Raw genomic sequence first — 18,914 nt, 5'->3', positions numbered from 1 at the left:
CCCGCTCCTACAAATCGCCGATCACTTGGTGGCGGCGCCATCCGGTACGAACACGTAGCCAACGCCCCAGACAGTCTGGATGTAGCGCGGTTTCGACGGATCAGGCTCGATCATCCGGCGCAGACGGGAGATCTGCACGTCGATGGAACGCTCCAGGGCATCCCACTCGCGGCCACGGGCCAGGTTCATGAGCTTGTCGCGGGTCAGTGGCTGACGCGCGTTCATCACCAAGGCCTTGAGTACCGCAAACTCACCGGTAGTGAGCATGTGCACTTCGTCGCCACGTTTCAGTTCGCGAGTGGCCAGCGACAACACGTAGTCACCGAAGGTGACATTTTCGTCTTCGCTGCCCGGCGCACCCGGCACTGGTGCGGCCTGGCGACGCAACACCGCTTTGACCCGGGCCATCAGCTCGTCCGGGTTGAACGGCTTGGCCAAGTAATCGTCAGCGCCCAGTTCCAGGCCCTTGATGCGGCTCATCTCATCGCCCTTGGCGGTGAGCATGATGATCGGAATCTGGTTGTTCGCGGCCCGCAGGCGGCGGCAAGCGGTCAGACCGTCTTCGCCGGGCAGCATCAAGTCGAGGACGACCAGATTGAATACTTCACGCGCCAGCAGACGGTCCATCTGCTCGGTATTCGGTACGGTACGGGCACGGTAGCCCTTGCTGACGAAGAAACGTTCCAGCAGGCTGCTCAGCCCCGGATCGTCATCAACGATAAGAATTTTTTCGCCTTCAGCAGTTTGTGCAGTGCTGCTCATTGGATGCTCCTTTTAGCTCGGCGCGCATTATGGCGTAGCTGCCGTTATACGCACCGTGTGCATTGTTAGCAGATTTTTCCTTCACTGCCAGAAAACCGGGGTTTAAGCCTACAGACTGTGACGCCCCCGAATGACAGAACGCTGGTTATAATGCGCGGCGTTTTGTGCCAGGCAACGTCTGAATCGTTACCGCAAGTGGCCGTTTTTTTCCCGGTCAGCGCAGTAATAGTTCGATTTCACGGGTCAATGGGCTGCCTTTTGACCCAGGCAGCGGCAATCTTCAAGCCGCTCAACCAGACTCCGGGCCTTTATTTCCGTGCCTGCGAGCCTGCTTTCACAATATGTCAGGTGGTTTTATGGACAGCATCAACAGCCGCATCGCCGAGGAACTCGGCGTACGCCCACAACAGGTCGAAGCGGCCGTCGCGCTACTCGATGAAGGCTCTACCGTACCCTTCATTTCCCGCTACCGGAAAGAAGTCACCGGCAGCCTCGATGACACCCAGTTGCGTCATCTGGAAGAGCGTCTGCGCTACCTGCGAGAACTCGACGAACGGCGCATCAGCATCCTGGCCAGTATCGAGGAGCAAGGCAAACTCACTCCTGCTCTTGAGCGCGATATCAAACTCGCCGACACCAAGACCCGCCTCGAAGACTTGTACCTGCCGTACAAGCAAAAGCGCCGCACCAAGGGCCAGATTGCCCTGGAAGCCGGCCTCGGCGACCTGGCCGACGGCCTGTTCAACGACCCGAACCTTACACCGGAAACCGAAGCCGCACGCTTCGTCGATGCCGAAAAAGGCGTGGCCGACGTGAAGGCTGCGCTGGAAGGCGCCAAGTACATCCTGATGGAGCGTTTTGCCGAAGACGCCAGCCTGCTGGAAAAACTGCGTACCTATCTCAAGCAGGAAGCCATCCTCAGTGCCCGCGTCATCGCCGGCAAAGAAGAGGAAGGCGCCAAGTTCCGCGACTACTTCGAACACGACGAACCGCTGAAAAGCATGCCGTCGCACCGCGCATTGGCAATTTTCCGTGGCCGCAACGAAGGCATTCTCAGCTCTGCGCTGAAAGTCGGCGACGAACTGCCGGGCACCATGCACCCGTGCGAAGGCATGATCGGCCAGCAATTCAATATCCAGAACCAGAACCGTCCGGCCGACAAATGGCTCGGTGAAGTGGTGCGCTGGACCTGGAAGGTCAAGCTCTATACCCACCTCGAGACCGACCTGCTGGGCGAGCTGCGCGACGGCGCCGAAACCGAGGCGATCAACGTTTTCGCCCACAACCTGCATGACCTGTTGCTGGCCGCACCGGCCGGCCCACGCGCAACCCTGGGCCTCGACCCGGGCCTGCGTACCGGTTGCAAGGTTGCCGTGGTCGATTCGACCGGCAAGATGCTCGATCACGCCACGGTTTACCCGCACGTGCCGCACAACAAGTGGGATCAGACCATCGCCATTCTGGCCGCCCTGTGCGCCAAGCACTCGGTTGACCTGATCGCCATCGGCAACGGCACCGCCAGTCGCGAAACCGACAAACTGGCCATCGAACTGATCAAAAAATATCCAGCGATGAAGATGACCAAGGTCATGGTTTCGGAGGCCGGTGCATCGGTGTACTCGGCGTCGGAACTGGCAGCCAAGGAATTCCCCGATCTGGACGTGTCGATCCGTGGCGCGGTGTCCATCGCTCGCCGTCTGCAGGATCCGCTGGCAGAGCTGGTGAAGATCGATCCGAAATCCATCGGCGTTGGCCAGTACCAGCACGACGTCTCGCAGCTGAAACTGGCGCGCGGTCTGGATGCCGTGGTCGAAGACTGCGTGAACGCCGTCGGTGTCGACGTCAACACCGCCTCGGTGGCGCTGCTGGCGCGGATCTCCGGCCTCAACGCCACGCTGGCGCAGAATATCGTTGCTCACCGCGACGAACACGGCGCGTTCAAGACCCGTGCGGCGCTGAAGAAAGTCGCACGTCTGGGCGAAAAAACCTTCGAACAGGCTGCCGGTTTCTTGCGTGTGATGAACGGCGACAACCCGCTGGATTCCTCGGCCGTTCACCCGGAAGCCTATCCGCTGGTGCAACGCATTGCCGCTGAAACTGACCGCGACATCCGCTCGCTGATCGGCGACGCAAGCTTCCTCAAGCGTCTGGATCCGAAGAAATTCACCGACGAAACCTTCGGTCTGCCGACGGTGACCGACATCCTCCAGGAACTGGAAAAACCCGGCCGCGACCCGCGCCCGGAGTTCAAGACTGCCGAGTTCCAGGAAGGCGTAGAAGACCTCAAGGACCTGCAACTGGGGATGATCCTTGAAGGTGTCGTCACCAACGTGACCGCGTTCGGCGCATTCGTCGACATCGGCGTGCATCAGGATGGTCTGGTGCACATCTCGGCACTGTCGGAGAAGTTCATCAAGGACCCACGCGAAGCGGTGAAGGCCGGTGATGTCGTGAAAGTGAAGGTCATGGAAGTCGACATCCCGCGCAAACGCGTCGGCCTGTCGATGCGCATGGGCGACACCCCGGGCGAGAAAATTGACGGTGCCCGCGGCTCGCGTCCGGGCTCGGCGCAGCGTCAGCCGTCGAACAACGCGCCGCGCAAGGAAAGCGTGACCGCAGCGCCAGTAAACAATGCAATGGCCTCGCTGTTCGCCAACGCCAAACAGCTGAAGAAACGCTGATGGAAATTCCGGCCGGGCTCGTCGAGAGCGCGTTTTTCAAGCTGTTGGGCTGTCGCCTGCACAGCCTGGAAACCGGGGTGGCGCAAGTCGCCCTGGGGCTGGAACCGGAACTGCGCAATCGCGGCGGAAAATTGCACGGCGGCGCACTGTTCAGTCTGGTCGATATCGCCATGGGGCTGGCCTGTTCCAGCACCCACGGCTTCGATCAGCAGAGCGCGACCATCGAGTGCAAGATCAACTATATCCGCGCCGTCTCGGACGGCGAGGTGCTGTGCACGGCCCGGGTGATTCACCCGGGCCGGCGCACGCTGGTGGTCGAGGCCGAGGTGATGCAGGGCGACAAACTGGTCGCAAAAGCGCAAGGCACGTTCGCAGTCCTGTAGATGTTGATCATCATTTTGAGTTAATTTCGGCGCAATGAATCCTGTGGGAGCGAGCCTGCTCGCGAAGCCGGTGTGTCAGTCGGCGATGATGTCGGCTGGAAAACCCTCTTCGCGAGCAGGCTCGCTCCCACAGGGATTGTGCAGTTCTTGACCGACCGGCAAATGGCCTGCCGCAAAAAACCAGGCGAAAACGCCAGTTTCAACTTCACCCTTGTAGACCGTCCTGCCCACCCCCATATTGGGGCGACTGACGCGTGAAGGAATCCAAATTGAGCGAACTTCTCAACCGCCGCCTGGCTCTGCTCGGCGAGCGCGCCAACCTCTCTCTGCTCGAACAGTGCCTCCACGGTATCGAACGTGAATGCCTGCGCGTGACCAGCGAAGGTCGACTGGCGCAAACGCCGCACCCGGAAGCCTTGGGTTCCGCGCTGACCAATGAAAAAATCACCACCGACTATTCCGAGTCGCTGCTGGAATTCATCACGCCCGCCCTGCCCGACCCGGCAGACACCCTGGCGAGCCTGGACAAGATTCATCGCTTTGCCTACAGCAAACTCGGCAACGAGTACCTGTGGAGTCCGTCGATGCCGTGCCCGTTGCCGGCCGAGGAAGACATCCCGATCGCCTATTACGGCACCTCCAACATCGGTCAGCTCAAGTACGTCTATCGCAAAGGCCTGGCCCTGCGTTACGGCAAGACCATGCAGTGCATCGCCGGGATTCACTACAACTTCTCCCTGCCGGAAAAACTCTGGCCGCTGCTCAAGGAAGCGGAAGGTTTTGTCGGTACCGACCGGGATTTCCAGTCAGTCTCCTACATTGCGCTGATCCGTAATTTCCGTCGCTACAGCTGGCTGCTGATGTACCTTTTCGGTGCGTCGCCGGCGCTGGATGCCGGTTTCCTGCGCGGTCGTTCGCATCAGCTGGAACAACTGGACCCGGACACGCTGTACCTGCCGTACGCGACCAGCCTGCGCATGAGCGACCTTGGTTATCAGAGCAACGCCCAGGCCGGCCTGACGCCGTGCTACAACGATCTGGCGAGCTACACCGACAGCCTGCGCAAAGCCGTCGCCACGCCCTACGCGCCGTACGTTGAAGTCGGCACGCATCAGGATGGCGAATGGGTGCAACTGAACACCAACATCCTGCAGATCGAAAACGAGTACTACTCCAACATCCGCCCGAAACGCGTGACCTACACCGGCGAGCGGCCGATCCAGGCGCTGGTCGCCCGTGGCATTCAGTATGTCGAAGTGCGCTGCCTGGACATCAACCCGTTTCTGCCGATGGGCATCGACCTCACCGAGTCGCGCTTCCTCGACGCCTTCCTGCTGTATTGCGCGCTGAACGACAGCCCGCTGCTGACCAACACCTCGTGCAGCAATGCCACCTCGAACTTCCTCAGCGTGGTCAAGGAAGGTCGCCGTCCGGGCCTGCAATTGCAGCGTGACGGCCAGCCGGTCGACATGAAGTCCTGGGCAGCCGAATTGCTGGAACAGATTGCTCCGCTGGCGGCGCTGCTGGATCAGAGCCATGGCTTTGATGCGCACAGCACCGCGCTGGATGCGCAACTGGCAAAGGTCAAGGATTCGTCCCTGACGCCGTCGGCACAGGTGCTGGCCGCGATGGCCGAACACAAGGAAAGCTTCGCGCAGTTCTCTCTGCGCCAGAGTCAGGCACATGCCGAGTTCTTCCGCAGCGAGCCATTGGCGGCTGATGAGCAAGCAAAGTTTGAGGAGTTGGCGCGAACTTCGCTGGCGGCGCAGGCTGAGCTGGAGCAGAACGAGGTGGGCGATTTCGACGTGTTTGTCGGGTCGTATCAGGCGAGTATTCTGGCGATCAGTAACTGAAGAGCCCCTCACCCTAACCCTCTCCCATTGGGAGAGGGGACTGACCGTGTTGTTAGCTCGAGCTACACCGACCTGAACGACCAAGTCGAACTCAGGATTTAAAAAGCCCCCGATCTGCTCCCTTTCCCCCTCTCCCATTGGGAGAGGGCTGGGGTGAGGGGCTGGATCTCACTGATACAAATTTTTCTCGAACACATCTCCCGATTAGATTTTTCCGCTCATAAGCTAAGTCTAAAAAGTTATTTATTTTTAGATTCTTAGATCATTTAGTCTCCTTTCACGCCGACACTCGGTCGCCTGATATGGAGCTTTTCAATGAAACTGAATTTCCCGCTTCGCCTGCTGACCGTGGCCTCTCTGGCTGCCGCGAGTTTTCTGGCTCAGGCCACCGACCTCACCGTCGCCTACCAAACCACTGTTGACCCGGCGAAAGTCGCTCAGGCCGACGGCGCCTACGAGAAAGCCACCAAAGCCGATATCAGCTGGCGCAAGTTCGACAATGGCGCCGACATCATCGCCGCCATCGCTTCCGGCGACGTGCAGATTGGCTACCTCGGTTCGAGCCCGCTGACCGCAGCGATCACCCGCAAAGTCCCGGTAGAAACGTTCCTCATCGCCACCCAGATCGGCGCCGCTGAAGCGCTGGTCGCTCGCGACGGTTCCGGGATCAAGACGCCACAGGATCTGATCGGCAAGAAAATCGCCGTGCCGTTCGTGTCCACCGGGCACTACAGCCTGCTCGCCGCGCTGAAGCACTGGAACATCGATCCTTCCAAAGTCACCGTCCTCAACCTCGCCCCACCAGCGATTATCGCGGCGTGGAAACGTGGTGATATCGACGCCACCTACGTGTGGGACCCAGCCCTCGGAGTAGCCAAGGAAAACGGCAAAGTGCTGATCACTTCCGGTGAGCTGGCCAAGTTCGGCGCGCCGACGTTCGATGCCTGGATCGTGCGCAAGGACTTCGCCGAGAAACACCCGGAAATCGTCACCGCGTTCGCCAAGGTCACTCTCGACGCCTACGCCGATTACCGCAAGGACCCGAAAGCCTGGCTCGCTGATCAATCCAACGTCGACAAACTTGTGAAGTTGTCGGGTGCCAAGGCCAGCGACATTCCATTGCTGCTGCAAGGCAACGTCTATCCGCTGGCGGCGGACCAGGTCAGCGACCTCGGGGCGCCGACCACCAAAGCCATCACCGACACCGCCGCGTTCCTCAAGGAACAAGGCAAGGTCGAAGCCGTTCTGCCGGACTACGCGCCGTACGTCAGCGCCAAATACATCACCAACTGATCGGGAGTTAACCGCGATGGCCTTGCTACAGCTGGAGCGCATCAGCGCACAGTACCCGGGCAGCCCGGAACCGGTGCTGGCGGATATTTCTCTGACCCTGGGGCCGCAGCAATTGCTGGTCGCCCTCGGCCCGTCCGGCAGTGGCAAGACTTCGCTGTTGAACCTGATTGCCGGCTTCGTCGAACCGAGCGCCGGGCGCATCACCCTCGACGGCGTGCCGGTCAAAGGCCCAAGCGCCGAGCGCGGCGTGGTGTTCCAGGACGATGCCCTGCTGCCTTGGCAGGATGTGCTGGCCAACGTCGCATTCGGTCTCGAACTCGCCGGTGTCGCCAAGGACAAGCGCGAAAAGATCGCCCGCGAGATGCTCGCGCTGGTCGATCTATCCGGTTTTGAAAACCGCCGTATCTGGCAACTTTCCGGTGGCCAGAAACAACGCGTCGGCCTCGCCCGTGCACTCGCCGCCGACCCGCGCGTGTTGCTGATGGACGAACCCTTCGGCGCCCTCGACGCCTTTACTCGCGAACAGATGCAGGCGCTGTTGCTGCAAGTCTGGCAGCGCACCGCCAAACCGGTTTTCCTGATTACCCACGACATTGAAGAAGCGGTGTTCCTCGCCACTGACCTGATACTGCTGGCGCCGAATCCGGGGCAGATCGTTGAGCGCCTGCACCTGGACTTCGGTCAGCGATATGCCGCTGGTGAGTCCGCGCGAGCAATCAAATCCGACCCGCGTTTTATCGAAACCCGCGAGCACGTGCTGAGCAAAGTGTTCTCGCAACGCAGCGCCGTTCAACGGCAGGAGCGCGCATGAGCAGTTACGACGTTTCCGCTGCGGCAGTAAAAACCCCTTCGGTCGTAATTCCAGTGCGCCGCAGCCTCAGCACTCGCTGGATCAGCCTCCTGACGTTGTTCGCTTTGTTGGCAGTCTGGTGGGCAGTAACCGCCACTGGCTTGATCGAACCACTGTTTCTGCCGCCACCGTCTGCCGTTCTGCAAAAAGGCTGGTTGCTGGCGACCAGCGGCTACATGGATTCGACGCTGTGGCAGCACCTCGGCGCGAGCCTGAGCCGCATCGGCCTGGGCCTCGGTTTCGCGATTCTGACCGCCGTGCCAGTGGGTATCGCCATCGGTACCAACCGCATCGCCCGTGGCGTGCTTGATCCGCTGATCGAGTTCTACCGGCCGATTCCGCCACTGGCTTATCTGCCGCTGATCGTGATCTGGTGCGGCATCGGCGAGTTGTCGAAAGTACTACTGATCTACCTGGCGATTTTCGCGCCGATCGCCATTGCGACCGCGACCGGCGTGCGCACCGTAGACCCGGCGAAATTGCGTGCCGCGCAATCGCTCGGCGCCACTCGCGCGCAATTGATTCGCCACGTGATTCTGCCCAGCGCCCTGCCGGACATTCTTACCGGTGTGCGCATTGGTCTGGGGGTCGGTTGGTCGACGCTGGTCGCCGCCGAACTGATCGCCGCCACCAGCGGTTTGGGCTTCATGGTGCAATCGGCCGCGCAGTTTCTGGTGACTGATGTGGTGGTGCTGGGGATTTTGGTCATCGCCCTGATCGCCTTCGCCATGGAGATGGGCCTGCGCGCCCTGCAACGCAAACTGGTGCCGTGGCACGGCCAGGCCCACTGAATAATTGCTATGTAAAGAACCCTGTGGGAGCGAGCCTGCTCGCGAATGCTGACTTTCTGTCGACATTTTTGCTACCTGACACTCCGCTTTCGCGAGCAGGCTCGCTCCCACAAAAGCTAAATCCCGAATTCTAGAGAACCACCATGAGCAGCCTGCACATCACCCCGTTAAGCTCGGCCCTCGGCGCACAGATCAGCGGCGTCGATATCAGCCAGCCGTTGAGCCTGGAACACCGCAATGCCATCGAGCAGGCGCTGCTCAAGTTTCAAGTGCTGTTCTTCCGCAACCAGCCGATCGAGCCGCCGCAACAGGCGCGTTTCGCCGCGTATTTTGGCGACCTGCACATTCACCCGATCTACCCGAACGTGCCGGAACAACCGGAAGTGCTGATCCTCGACACCGCCGTCACCAACGTGCGCGACAATGCGATCTGGCACACCGACGTGACCTTCCTGCCGACGCCGGCGATGGGCGCGGTGCTCAGCGCCAAGTTGCTACCAGAGTTTGGCGGCGACACGTTGTGGGCCAGTGGGATTGCCGCATATGAGGCGCTGTCGGAGCCGATGAAGGGTTTGCTTGAGGGCCTGAGCGCCACCCACGATTTCACCCGCTCGTTTCCACTGGAACGCTATGGCAATACGCCCGAAGCGCTGGCGCAGTGGGAAGAGGCACGGCGCAAAAATCCGCCGTTGTCACACCCAGTGATTCGCACCCATCCGGTGAGCGGACGACGTTCATTGTTCGTCAATGAAGGCTTTACGTCGAAGATCAATGAGCTGTCGGAAACCGAAAGCGAGGCGATTCTGAAGTTCCTGTTCGCCCACGCGACGCGGCCGGAGTTCACCATTCGCTGGCGTTGGCAGCAGGACGATATTGCGTTCTGGGATAACCGCGTGACGCAGCATTACGCGGTGGATGACTACCGCCCTGCGCGGCGGGTGATGCAGCGGGCGACGGTGTTGGGGGATGTGCCGTTCTTCAGATAAGACTCGATTTCCTCGTTGTCTGAACTGGCCCCTTCGCGGGCAAGCCCGCTCCCACAGGTACAGCGCCATTCACAGATTTTGTGTACGACTGGAACCCTGTGGGAGCGGGCTTGCCCGCGAAAGCGTCAGAGCAGGCGCCGAATAATTCGGCGCCAGTCACTTATTCCGCCGTCGACGGCTTCTCCCAAAGATTGATCCCACCCTCTTGGGCAAACCGGTCAATCTCCGCCAACTCTTCAGCACTGAAACTCAAATTCTTCAACGCCCCGACGTTCTCGATAATCTGCTCCGGCCGGCTCGCGCCGATCAGTGCCGAGGTCACTCGCGGATCACGCAGGGTCCACGCCAGCGCCAGTTGCGCCAGGCTCTGGCCGCGACGTTTGGCGATCTCATTCAACGCACGCACATGCGCGATGTTCGCCTCGGACAAGTGCGAAGCCTGCAACGAACCACCGCCCGGACGATTGACCCGCGCATCTTCCGGCACGCCGTTAAGGTATTTGTCGGTCAGCAGACCTTGCGCCAATGGCGTGAAAGCGATGACGCCCGTGCCGAGTTCTTCGGTGGTGTCGAGCAGGTCTTTTTCCACCCAGCGATTGAGCAGGTTGTAGGCCGGTTGATGAATCAGCAGCGGCACTTTCCATTCCTTGAGCAGCGCTGCCATCTCACGGGTCTTCACGCCCGAATACGACGAGATGCCGATGTACAACGCCTTGCCCTGTTGCACCGCAGTGGCGAGGGCGCTGGCGGTTTCTTCCAGCGGGGTGTCCGAGTCGAAGCGATGCGAATAGAAGATATCCACATAGTCCAGACCGAGGCGTTGCAGGCTCTGGTCGAGGCTGGCCAGCACGTATTTGCGCGAACCGCCGCCCTGCCCGTACGGGCCTGGCCACATGTCCCAACCGGCTTTGCTGGAGATGATCAGTTCATCGCGGTACTGCTTGAAGTCTTCACGCAGCAGGCGACCGAAATTGATTTCGGCACTGCCATACGGCGGGCCGTAGTTGTTGGCCAGGTCGAAGTGGTTGATGCCCAGATCGAACGCGGTGCGCAGCAAGGCGCGCTGGGTGTCGATCGGCGTGCTGTCGCCAAAGTTGTGCCACAGGCCCAGCGACAGCGCCGGCAGCACCAGACCGCTGCGGCCGACGCGGCGGTAAGGAATGGAGTCGTAGCGGTTTTCGGCAGCGGTGTAAGTCATCGAATCCTCTCTTGTCTGTTTTGAATTTGGTATCGACTGCTTCGCAAGTTGCCCAGCATACGCCCAGACAAACACTGATAAACGCCGGACTCGAGAAAATGCTGAAACGTTTCAGAAATTTCATCTTCTACGGTAAACCCTCGCCAGGCTCGGGCCGCGCTCCGACGATCTTTTGATCTCGCCCCGCCTTCAAACAGCCACTGCAAAAACCTCCCCCAACCAATCCACAAACACCCGAACCCGTGGCGACATTTGTCGGTTGTGCGGGTAGAGCACGGATACCGGCATCGGAGGTGGTGGCGTGTCGATGAGGATTTCCTGCACCACTTCCTGAGCAATCAGCGTTTCCATCCGGTAATGCGGGCACTGGATGATGCCCAGCCCGGCAATCGCCGACGCGGCATAAATTTCCGCGCCGAACACCGACAGCGCACCGTCGATGGCGACTTCCTGCAGTTCGCCGTCAACCATGAATTCGAAGGGAAACAACTTGGCCGTGGTGCGCGAGACGTAGTTCACCGCGCGATGGTTTTTCAGTTCAGAGAGGTTCTTCGGCTCACCGTATTGACGCAGGTACGCCGGGCTGGCGCAGGTGATCTGGCGCAGGCTGGCGACTCGCTTGCCGATGAGGTTGGAATCGCCAAGCGTCCCGGCGCGCAGCACGCAATCGACGCCTTCGGCGATCAGATCGACGAAGCGGTCGGCCTCGCTGATCGACAGTTCGATGTCGGGATAACGCTCCATGAATTGCGGCAGCGCCGGGATCACAAAATGCTTGGCCAGCGTCCCGTGCAGATCCACCCGCAGCCGTCCTTTTGGCGCCACGCCGCGAAACGCCAATTCGGCCTCCTCCAGTTCCGCGAGCAATTGCACACAGCGTTGGTAGTAAGCCTCGCCGTCCAATGTAGGCCGCACTTTGCGCGTGCTGCGCTCCAGCAAGCGAGTGCCGAGCCAGGCTTCGAATTGATTGAGGGTATGAGTCAGTGTCGCCCGTGGCAGGTTCAGGTCATCGGCCGCCAAGGTGAAGCTGCTGCGCTCGTAGATCCGCACGAACACCTTCATTGCTTTGACTTGATCCACGGCGCTTTCCCCCGGCTTTTGATTGTTGGCGATTTTTGAACAGTCAAGGCAACTCTCGTGCATTTATCGGTGTGAGTAAACATGTGAAATTGGCTCCACTCCCAATCAACACCTGCACAAGGATCATCGCCATGACTCAGCAAACTTCGAAAGTCGCCCTCGTAACCGGTGCTTCTCGCGGCATCGGCGCCGTGATTGCCAAGCAACTGGCCAGCGAAGGTTTCGCCGTCGCCATCAACTATGCGAGCAGCGCCAGTGAAGCCTCGAAACTGGTGGTTGAGTTGCGCCAGGCCGGGCATCAGGCCATGGCGGTCAAGGCCGATGTCGCCAATGCCGGCGACGTGCAGCGCATGTTCGATGAGACCGAGGCACAACTGGGGATGATCGATGTACTGGTGAACAACGCCGGCATCCTCAAGGTGTTGCCCTTGGCGCAACACACAGACGAACTGTTCGAGAAGAACTTCAACATCCACGCTCGCGGCACTTTCAATACCCTGCGCGAAGCAGCGACACGCTTGAACAGTGGCGGGCGGATCATCAACTTCTCCAGCAGCACCGTCGGCATGAACCTGCCGGGTTACGCGGTGTACATCGCCAGCAAAGCAGCGGTGGAGTCGCTGACCCAGGTGTTCGCCAAGGAAATGCGCGGACGCAACATCACCGTCAATGCCGTGGCACCGGGCCCAGTCGCTACTGAGTTGTTTCTGCACGGCAAGAGTGAAGAGCAGATTCAGACCTTCGCCAAGATGCCTCCGCTGGAACGCCTGGCTCAGCCAGAAGACATTTCCCGCGTCGTGTCCTTCCTGGTCGGCCCGGATTCGGCTTGGGTCAACGGGCAAGTCTTGCGCGTCAACGGCGGCCTTGTCTGAGCGGCCTCACCCGGGCAAAGGAGAAGAAAATCATGAGTCATCCAGCCAATACCGCCCACACCGGGCAATCGAAACTGATGTTTACGCTATTCACCGCGGTGGCTGCCGCCACTGCCGCACTGGCGGCCGGTTCCAGCCTGTTGCTGACCCTGCCAGTGTGGGCGATGTTTGTCGGTTGGGTCGCGTTCTTTAGCCGTGGCCTGACCTTGCGTGACGGCCTGGTGAACCTCGGCTGTGTGCTGATGGGCATCGCCTTCGGCATGGCTGCGGCGCTGAGCATCGGCGCCCTGACCCCCACGTTGGGCCTGTTTGCCCTGCCGGTCGTGGTGTTTGTCGTGGCGATGGTCGTGGTGTCGCTACGTGCCACCCGGACGATGAACAACCTCGTCGCTTACTTTCTCGGCCTGATCGCCTATTTCGCCTCGCACCTGGAACCCTCTCTGGAAAGCTTCGTTGAACTGGGCGCAGCCGGCACCCTCGGTTCCTTCGCCGGTTGGTTGTCCCATGTCGCGCAACAACGCCTTCCTCGTCGCGCCTGAAACCACCCTCACTGTGCAGAGATCAACGCCATGAAATCCAACAGGGGCACCAACCATTTCGTGCACTCCGGCTCGCCCGCCGATCGGGTACGCGCCCAGATGTTCCGCCGCATCGGTCTGGAAGACCTGCTGAAACCGACACTGCGCTAATGCCTGCTCTGCCACCGATCGTTCCCATGCTCTGCGTGGGAACGATCATTGATGACCCGTGCCTCGGAGCTCCCCATGCGCCAGAACCCGACCTTGCTTATTCTCGCCCTTGCGCCGTTCTATCGCCTCGGTGAACCCATTTCCTACGCCCTGTTACGCGCCACGTACGGTGTGATCATGGTGACCCACGGCTTGCCCAAACTGCTGGGTCAGTCGCACGGTTCGATGGCCGATCCGATGGCCGCGTCGATCAACCTGATCCAGAACGTCCTGCACCTGCCTATGCCGGGCCTGATTGGCCTGCTGGTGGCGCTGCTGGAAGGTGTCGGCGGATTGCTGCTGGCTCTGGGACTGGGCACGCGCCTGCTGGCGGCGATGATGGGTATCCAGATGCTGACGATCGCCAGTATTCTCGGACCTACGTGGCCCTGGATCGACCGTGGCATCGAATACCCGGTGCTGATGGCGTTTCTGTCGCTGTACATCCTGTTTCGCGGAGCAGGACGCTACTCACTCGACCACACTTTAGGTCGAGAACTCTGAAAGTTGCTGTCGCGAGGACGTCGCCATGCACACCACCATCATCATTCTCTTCGGCCTGGCCCTCCTCGCCCTGATGCTCTACATCGGTGAGCGCATCGGCTTCAGCCGTCAGACCATGGCCTACGGCTTCGCCGCGCTGTGGCTGGCGTTGACGGTGATCAATGGCGCGGTGGGAGTGGTGCATGCCGGCCAGTCCGTGGGGTCGGAGCTGGGGATCGGCAGTGTGGTGTTCGGCGTGCCGGTGGCGACGATGGTGTTGTTCATGGTGCTGAGCGCCGAGTCCTGAACAGACCCGGCGCCCAGCTCATGATTAACGCACCAGGTGCAGGAACTGCATGTGGCGTTCGTACTGGTCGAGGATGTCGTTGATGATCTGTTCCTTGGTGTAACCCACCAGATCGTAATCCTGACTGCCCTCGCTCAGGTGCACTTCAGCGCGGTAGTAACGGCGATTGTTGAGCTGTTTGGAGCCCATGCCGCCACGTGCGAACGACGGCGTGAAGTAGCCGCGCATCTGCACCTGATAGATGAACGGATGCTGCTCGCCATGGCCGATTTCCAGGCTGACGTTGTCGTGCGCAGGATCGGGCTGAGTGACCACATTCAAGCCTTTCTCGACGAACACCGCCGTCACTTCTTCGATCGCCGGGCGCACCGTGCTGTCCATGAAACGGTACACCTCATCACGCGACGGGAAGTGCACCGCCTGGCTCAGGCGTTGTCGCCAACCACCCGTGCCACGCCGCGAACCGGACACCGGCGCCAGCGAATGCAGTTGCGCGATCTGCTTCTGCGATTCGAGATAGAACGCCTTGTGCAGGCCCCACATCATCAGCAGCAGAATCAACGAGAACGGTAACGAGGTCAGCACCACGGCCGACTTCAATGCATCAATGCTGCCGGAGAACAGCAGCGCACTGGTGATCAACGCTGTCATCGCGCCCCAGAACACCCGCAGCCATTTAGGCCCGTCTTCGTCAGGGTTGCCGCCCTTGGCGGACAGGGTCGAGAGCACCACCGTGCCGGAGTCAGCAGAGGTGACGAAGAACACGAAGCTGATAAACACCGTCACGGCGATGACAGTTTTGCTCCACGGGTAGGTTTCCAGCAGCAGGTAGAGGGTCATCGATGGATTTTCGATCGCCGACATGCCCATCGCCGACATTCCGTGATTGAGCACCTGATCGATGGCGCTGTTGCCGAAGATCGACATCCACGCCAAGGTGAAGCCGAGCGGAATCAACAGCACGCCGAAAACGAATTCACGGATGGTGCGACCACGGGAAATCCGCGCAATGAACAGGCCCACGAACGGCGACCATGCAATCCACCAGGCCCAGTAGAACACTGTCCAGCCGCCGAGCCAGTCGCTCGGTTTGTCATAGGCGTAGAGGTCGAAACTCTTCATCGGCAACGCGCCGAGGTAGTCACCGATGTTCTGGATCAAGGTGTTGAGCAGGTGCTGAGTCGGGCCGGCGAACAGCACGAACAGCAGCAGCGCACAGGCCAGCAGCATGTTGATGTCGGACATCACCCGCACGCCTTTATCGACCCCGGCCACGGCGACGAGGATCGCCGCGCCCATCATCAGCGTGATCAGGCCGACCTGAATCCACTGGGTGTGGGCAATGCCGAACAGGTAGTCGAGACCCGAGTTGAGGTGCAGCACACCGAAGCCCATGTCGGCGCCGAGACCGAACACCGTGGCGATGATGCCGAAGCCATCCACCGCGTAACCAATCGGGCCGTTGATGCGTTTGCCGATCAGCGGATACAGCGCCGAGCGCAGGGCCAGCGGCAGGTTATGCCGATAGGCGAAGTACGCCAGGGCCATGCCGACGAAGGCGAAAACGCCCCAGCCATGCAGGCCCCAGTGCAGAAACAGCACCTGCATGGCCTGACGCGCCGCATCCGCGGTGCCGGCCTCGCCCTGTGGGGGCTGCAGCATGTGAGTCAGCGGCTCTGAAACGCAGAAAAAGAACAGCGTAATGCTGATCCCGGCGGCGAACAGCATGCCGGCCCAGGACAGATAACTGAACTCGGGTTCGTCGTGGTCGGCACCGAGTTTTATCTTGCCGTAGCCGGATAACGCGGTGACCACCACGAAGACCAGATACAGCGTCATCGCGAGCATGTAATACCAGCCGACCGTATTGGCCGCCCAGTTTTGTGCTTCAAGCAGCCAGGCACCGGCCTGTTGCGGCATGGCGATGACAACGAGACCAAACAGCAGAATAAACGTCGCGGCGAAGTAGAACACCGGCGGATTCATCCGCACCAGACCGCTGGCGGGGGTAGACGATGCACTCATGAAACGTGCACCTCTAGGGGTTGAAACGTGGCTGAAATGATCGGACTCAGCAAAGGCAAGCCTCCTGTTGTGAGCGGGCAGCGAACCACCGGTTTAACTTGAATGAACGTTCAAGTTAAACATGGATAGGGCGCTAAGGACTAATCGCACGGCTAAGCGGTAGCTTTCCTACGCTAGCTCAAGGAGGGGTATGACGTTGGTTTGGGGCGAATCGTTCACTGGAGAATTGGCGGAAGGCCATTATCTCGATACAACCTTAAAAAATTTTCGCGAGCAGGCTCGCTCCCACTTTGGAGTGCGTTCCACTGTGGGAGCGAGCCTGCTCGCGATGAGGCCCGAAGCAGCAACGCAGATTCAGAAACCTACTTCTGCGTCCCGTCATCATGCTGCAAATTGGCCTGAGTCAAATTGCACCCGGCCGGCACACTGCGCGTCAGCCATACATTGCCGCCAATGGTCGAGCCCTTGCCAATGGTGATCCGTCCAAGAATCGTCGCCCCGGCATAAATCACCACGTCATCTTCAACAATCGGATGACGCGGATGGCCCTTCTGCAACTGCCCGTCTTCATCTGCCGGGAAGCGCTTGGCGCCCAAAGTCACTGCCTGATAAATCCGCACCCGCTCACCAATAATCGCGGTCTCGCCGATCACCACACCCGTGCCATGGTCGATGAAGAAACTGCGGCCGATCTGCGCGCCCGGGTGGATATCGATGCCCGTCGCCGAGTGAGCGATTTCCGCGCTGATCCGCGCCAGCAACGGCAACCCGGCGCGATACAAATGGTGCGCCAGACGATGGTGAATTACCGCCAGAATCCCCGGGTAGCACAGCAGCACTTCATCAACGCTGCGCGCTGCCGGATCGCCGTGATAGGCCGCCAGCACGTCGGTGTCGAGCAGCGTGCGCAACCCCGGCAAGGCAAGGGCGAAATCCTGGACGATCTGGATCGCCCGGGCCTCGACCTCGGTGTCGACCTGCGCGCTGTGCCGGGCAACATAACGCAGCTCAAGTCGCGTCTGCGCCAGCAAGGCATTCAACGCGACGTCGAGGGTGTGCCCCACATAAAAATCTTCACTTTCTTCGCGCAGATCGACCGGCCCCAGGCGCATCGGGAACAACGCACCACATAAAGCCTCGAGAATCTCCGCCATCGCCGCCCGCGACGGCAACTCGCGGCCACCCTGCTCGCCGGTGGCCCGGCCATTTTGTGCGCGCCACTGATCCCGCGCGGTGCGCAGTTGGCTGACGATGGTCTGCAATTGCCAATGGCTGGAACGCTCGCTCACGGTAAAGACTCCTCACGGGCGGCCGGACTGTCTGGCCGCGTCAACGGCGACTACTTTACGGCATGCCCACGAGTGCGAATTAAGAACCGATAGTGCTGGGCTCAGTCCATTTGGCTATAAGCGATTCGCGGTTGCCCCTGCAAAATCGACTGCCTATAGTCCTTTCATCTTTCTCCGCCAGTACGGACTCATGATTAAACAACAGCTGGACCGTTTTAACCGTCTCGACCTGCTCGGCCAACCAACCCCACTGGAAAAACTTGAGCGCCTCTCTGCCTGGCTCGGCCGCGACGTTTACATCAAACGCGATGATCTAACGCCGCTGGCCATGGGTGGCAACAAATTACGCAAACTCGAATACCTCGCCGCCGATGCGCTCGCGCAGGGGGCCGACACGCTGATCACCGCCGGCGCACTGCAATCGAACCATGTTCGCCAGACCGCAGCACTGGCCGCCAAACTAGGCCTGAGTTGTGTCGCGCTGCTGGAAAATCCGTTGGGCACTGACGACAGCAATTACACCGGCAACGGCAATCGACTGCTGCTGGATCTGTTCGACACCAAGGTCGAGCTGGTCGAAAACCTCGACAACGCCGACGAGCAACTGGCCGCCCTCGCCGCGCGTTTGCGCAGCAACGGCAAGAAGCCGTATCTGGTGCCGATCGGTGGCTCGAATGCGCTCGGTGCGCTGGGTTACGTCCGTGCTGGCCTGGAACTGGCCGAGCAGATCAAAGACACCGGCCTCGACTTTGCCGCCGTGGTGTTGGCTTCGGGCAGCGCCGGCACGCACAGCGGTCTGGCGCTGGCCCTGAGCGAAGCGTTGCCCGAATTGCCGGTGATCGGCGTAACCGTTTCGCGTAGCGAAGAAGACCAGCGCCCGAAGGTGCAGGGTCTGGCCGAACGCACGGCGGAGCTGCTCGGTGTCGCGCTGCCGGCAAACTTCAAAGTCGAATTGTGGGACGAATACTTCGGCCCGCGCTACGGCGAACCGAATGCCGGGACACTGGCGGCGGTAAAGTTGTTAGCCAGTCAGGAAGGCCTGTTACTCGACCCGGTGTATACCGGCAAGGCCATGGCGGGTTTGCTCGATGGCATTGGCCGTTCGCGCTTCGATCAAGGTCCGATTATTTTTCTGCACACCGGTGGGGCCCCGGCGTTGTTCGCCTATAAGGATTTTCTGTAGCCGACAGATCAAAAGATCGCAGCCTTGGGCAGCTCCTGCGAGGAGCAGGGCTGCGATTTTTTCGAATTCGCCACATATTCTAAAAACGAATATCAAATTAAGTAATTAGTATTTTCAAGTCTAAGACAGAAGCCATATAGTCTCGCCGCA

Annotated in this window: 17 protein-coding genes; 12 read left to right on the top strand and 5 right to left on the bottom strand. The window is 60.2% G+C overall.

The features are described from left to right. Positions 1 to 21 precede the first annotated feature (21 nt). Entirely contained in the window at positions 22 to 762 is a 741-nt protein-coding gene (ompR, locus tag H8B20_RS17310; protein ID WP_042557134.1) for an osmolarity response regulator transcription factor OmpR, read from the bottom strand. A 356-nt stretch (positions 763 to 1,118) separates the two neighbouring features. On the opposite strand from ompR, the gene H8B20_RS17305 reads away from it, so the two are divergent. From H8B20_RS17305 to tauD, 7 genes are all read left to right on the top strand, one after another. Continuing rightward, positions 1,119 to 3,443, top strand: coding sequence for a Tex family protein (locus H8B20_RS17305; protein ID WP_210624000.1), 2,325 nt, complete (start codon positions 1,119 to 1,121; stop codon positions 3,441 to 3,443). Further along, the gene (locus H8B20_RS17300) at positions 3,443 to 3,826 is read left to right on the top strand and encodes a PaaI family thioesterase (RefSeq protein WP_115146048.1); all 384 of its coding nucleotides are present in this window, start codon (positions 3,443 to 3,445) and stop codon (positions 3,824 to 3,826) included. Before H8B20_RS17305 ends, H8B20_RS17300 begins: the two co-directional genes overlap by 1 nt. Before the next feature lie 269 nt (positions 3,827 to 4,095). Beyond that, on the top strand, positions 4,096 to 5,679 hold the full coding sequence (gene gshA, locus H8B20_RS17295; RefSeq protein ID WP_042557132.1) for a glutamate--cysteine ligase: 1,584 nt from the start codon (positions 4,096 to 4,098) through the stop codon (positions 5,677 to 5,679). Positions 5,680 to 5,994: 315 nt separating this feature from the next. Further along, positions 5,995 to 6,972 (top strand): taurine ABC transporter substrate-binding protein, encoded by a 978-nt coding sequence (gene tauA / locus H8B20_RS17290; RefSeq protein WP_210623999.1) that lies wholly within the window; start codon positions 5,995 to 5,997, stop codon positions 6,970 to 6,972. Between the two features lie 16 nt (positions 6,973 to 6,988). Next, entirely contained in the window at positions 6,989 to 7,783 is a 795-nt protein-coding gene (gene tauB, locus H8B20_RS17285) for a taurine ABC transporter ATP-binding subunit (protein ID WP_210623998.1), read from the top strand. Then, positions 7,780 to 8,613, top strand: a complete 834-nt coding sequence (gene tauC, locus H8B20_RS17280; protein WP_210623997.1) for a taurine ABC transporter permease TauC — start codon at positions 7,780 to 7,782, stop codon at positions 8,611 to 8,613. Before tauB ends, tauC begins: the two co-directional genes overlap by 4 nt. Positions 8,614 to 8,756: 143 nt before the next feature. Beyond that, complete coding sequence (gene tauD / locus H8B20_RS17275; protein ID WP_210623996.1) at positions 8,757 to 9,599, top strand: taurine dioxygenase; 843 nt, start codon at positions 8,757 to 8,759, stop codon at positions 9,597 to 9,599. A gap of 160 nt (positions 9,600 to 9,759) precedes the next feature. Here tauD and mgrA read toward each other — a convergent pair whose 3' ends face one another. Together mgrA and H8B20_RS17265 are read right to left on the bottom strand one after the other, a co-directional pair. Beyond that, positions 9,760 to 10,797 carry an L-glyceraldehyde 3-phosphate reductase gene (gene mgrA, locus H8B20_RS17270; RefSeq protein WP_210623995.1) on the bottom strand — a complete coding sequence of 346 codons (1,038 nt, stop codon included), beginning with the start codon at positions 10,795 to 10,797 and terminating at the stop codon, positions 9,760 to 9,762. 189 nt (positions 10,798 to 10,986) lie between these two features. After that, positions 10,987 to 11,877, bottom strand: a complete 891-nt coding sequence (locus H8B20_RS17265) for a LysR family transcriptional regulator (RefSeq protein ID WP_210623994.1) — start codon at positions 11,875 to 11,877, stop codon at positions 10,987 to 10,989. Between the two features lie 131 nt (positions 11,878 to 12,008). Here H8B20_RS17265 and H8B20_RS17260 point away from each other — a divergent pair, with 131 nt between their 5' ends. The 4 genes from H8B20_RS17260 (at position 12,009) to H8B20_RS17245 (ending at position 14,267) form a co-directional block, all read left to right on the top strand. After that, positions 12,009 to 12,749: an SDR family oxidoreductase gene (locus tag H8B20_RS17260; RefSeq protein ID WP_210623993.1), complete on the top strand. Its 741-nt coding sequence runs from the start codon at positions 12,009 to 12,011 to the stop codon at positions 12,747 to 12,749. 32 nt (positions 12,750 to 12,781) lie between these two features. Continuing rightward, positions 12,782 to 13,288, top strand: a complete 507-nt coding sequence (locus H8B20_RS17255) for a DUF1097 domain-containing protein (protein ID WP_210623992.1) — start codon at positions 12,782 to 12,784, stop codon at positions 13,286 to 13,288. A 225-nt stretch (positions 13,289 to 13,513) separates the two neighbouring features. Continuing rightward, positions 13,514 to 13,981 (top strand): DoxX family protein, encoded by a 468-nt coding sequence (locus H8B20_RS17250; RefSeq protein ID WP_228731944.1) that lies wholly within the window; start codon positions 13,514 to 13,516, stop codon positions 13,979 to 13,981. Between the two features lie 25 nt (positions 13,982 to 14,006). Next, a complete protein-coding gene (locus H8B20_RS17245) occupies positions 14,007 to 14,267 on the top strand; it encodes a hypothetical protein (protein WP_210623990.1) in 261 nt (86 codons plus the stop codon). A 24-nt stretch (positions 14,268 to 14,291) separates the two neighbouring features. Here the strand turns inward: H8B20_RS17245 and betT are convergent, their stop codons facing one another. Beyond that, entirely contained in the window at positions 14,292 to 16,253 is a 1,962-nt protein-coding gene (betT, locus tag H8B20_RS17240) for a choline transporter BetT (protein ID WP_164488118.1), read from the bottom strand. 401 nt (positions 16,254 to 16,654) lie between these two features. Next, the gene (gene epsC / locus H8B20_RS17235; protein WP_150687667.1) at positions 16,655 to 17,581 is read right to left on the bottom strand and encodes a serine O-acetyltransferase EpsC; all 927 of its coding nucleotides are present in this window, start codon (positions 17,579 to 17,581) and stop codon (positions 16,655 to 16,657) included. A gap of 190 nt (positions 17,582 to 17,771) precedes the next feature. On the opposite strand from epsC, the gene H8B20_RS17230 reads away from it, so the two are divergent. Next, the gene (locus tag H8B20_RS17230) at positions 17,772 to 18,764 is read left to right on the top strand and encodes a D-cysteine desulfhydrase (protein WP_210623989.1); all 993 of its coding nucleotides are present in this window, start codon (positions 17,772 to 17,774) and stop codon (positions 18,762 to 18,764) included. The last annotated feature ends 150 nt before the right edge of the window (positions 18,765 to 18,914 follow it).

This window comes from Pseudomonas sp. P42 (assembly GCF_017973755.1).
Lineage (GTDB): Bacteria > Pseudomonadota > Gammaproteobacteria > Pseudomonadales > Pseudomonadaceae > Aquipseudomonas > Aquipseudomonas iridis.
The sequence above is the reverse complement of the archived record's forward strand: the minus strand, read 5'-3'. Positions and strand labels throughout refer to the sequence as shown.

Excerpts from the sequence above, each read along its gene's own strand:
- ompR (WP_042557134.1), bottom strand. The coding sequence starts at position 762 with ATGAGCAGCACTGCACAAACTGCTGAAGGCGAAAAAATTCTTATCGTT.
- H8B20_RS17305 (WP_210624000.1), top strand. The coding sequence starts at position 1,119 with ATGGACAGCATCAACAGCCGCATCGCCGAGGAACTCGGCGTACGCCCA.
- H8B20_RS17300 (WP_115146048.1), top strand. The coding sequence starts at position 3,443 with ATGGAAATTCCGGCCGGGCTCGTCGAGAGCGCGTTTTTCAAGCTGTTG.
- tauA (WP_210623999.1), top strand. The coding sequence starts at position 5,995 with ATGAAACTGAATTTCCCGCTTCGCCTGCTGACCGTGGCCTCTCTGGCT.
- tauB (WP_210623998.1), top strand. The coding sequence starts at position 6,989 with ATGGCCTTGCTACAGCTGGAGCGCATCAGCGCACAGTACCCGGGCAGC.
- tauC (WP_210623997.1), top strand. The coding sequence starts at position 7,780 with ATGAGCAGTTACGACGTTTCCGCTGCGGCAGTAAAAACCCCTTCGGTC.
- tauD (WP_210623996.1), top strand. The coding sequence starts at position 8,757 with ATGAGCAGCCTGCACATCACCCCGTTAAGCTCGGCCCTCGGCGCACAG.
- mgrA (WP_210623995.1), bottom strand. The coding sequence starts at position 10,797 with ATGACTTACACCGCTGCCGAAAACCGCTACGACTCCATTCCTTACCGC.
- H8B20_RS17260 (WP_210623993.1), top strand. The coding sequence starts at position 12,009 with ATGACTCAGCAAACTTCGAAAGTCGCCCTCGTAACCGGTGCTTCTCGC.
- H8B20_RS17255 (WP_210623992.1), top strand. The coding sequence starts at position 12,782 with ATGAGTCATCCAGCCAATACCGCCCACACCGGGCAATCGAAACTGATG.
- H8B20_RS17250 (WP_228731944.1), top strand. The coding sequence starts at position 13,514 with ATGCGCCAGAACCCGACCTTGCTTATTCTCGCCCTTGCGCCGTTCTAT.
- H8B20_RS17245 (WP_210623990.1), top strand. The coding sequence starts at position 14,007 with ATGCACACCACCATCATCATTCTCTTCGGCCTGGCCCTCCTCGCCCTG.
- betT (WP_164488118.1), bottom strand. The coding sequence starts at position 16,253 with ATGAATCCGCCGGTGTTCTACTTCGCCGCGACGTTTATTCTGCTGTTT.
- H8B20_RS17230 (WP_210623989.1), top strand. The coding sequence starts at position 17,772 with ATGATTAAACAACAGCTGGACCGTTTTAACCGTCTCGACCTGCTCGGC.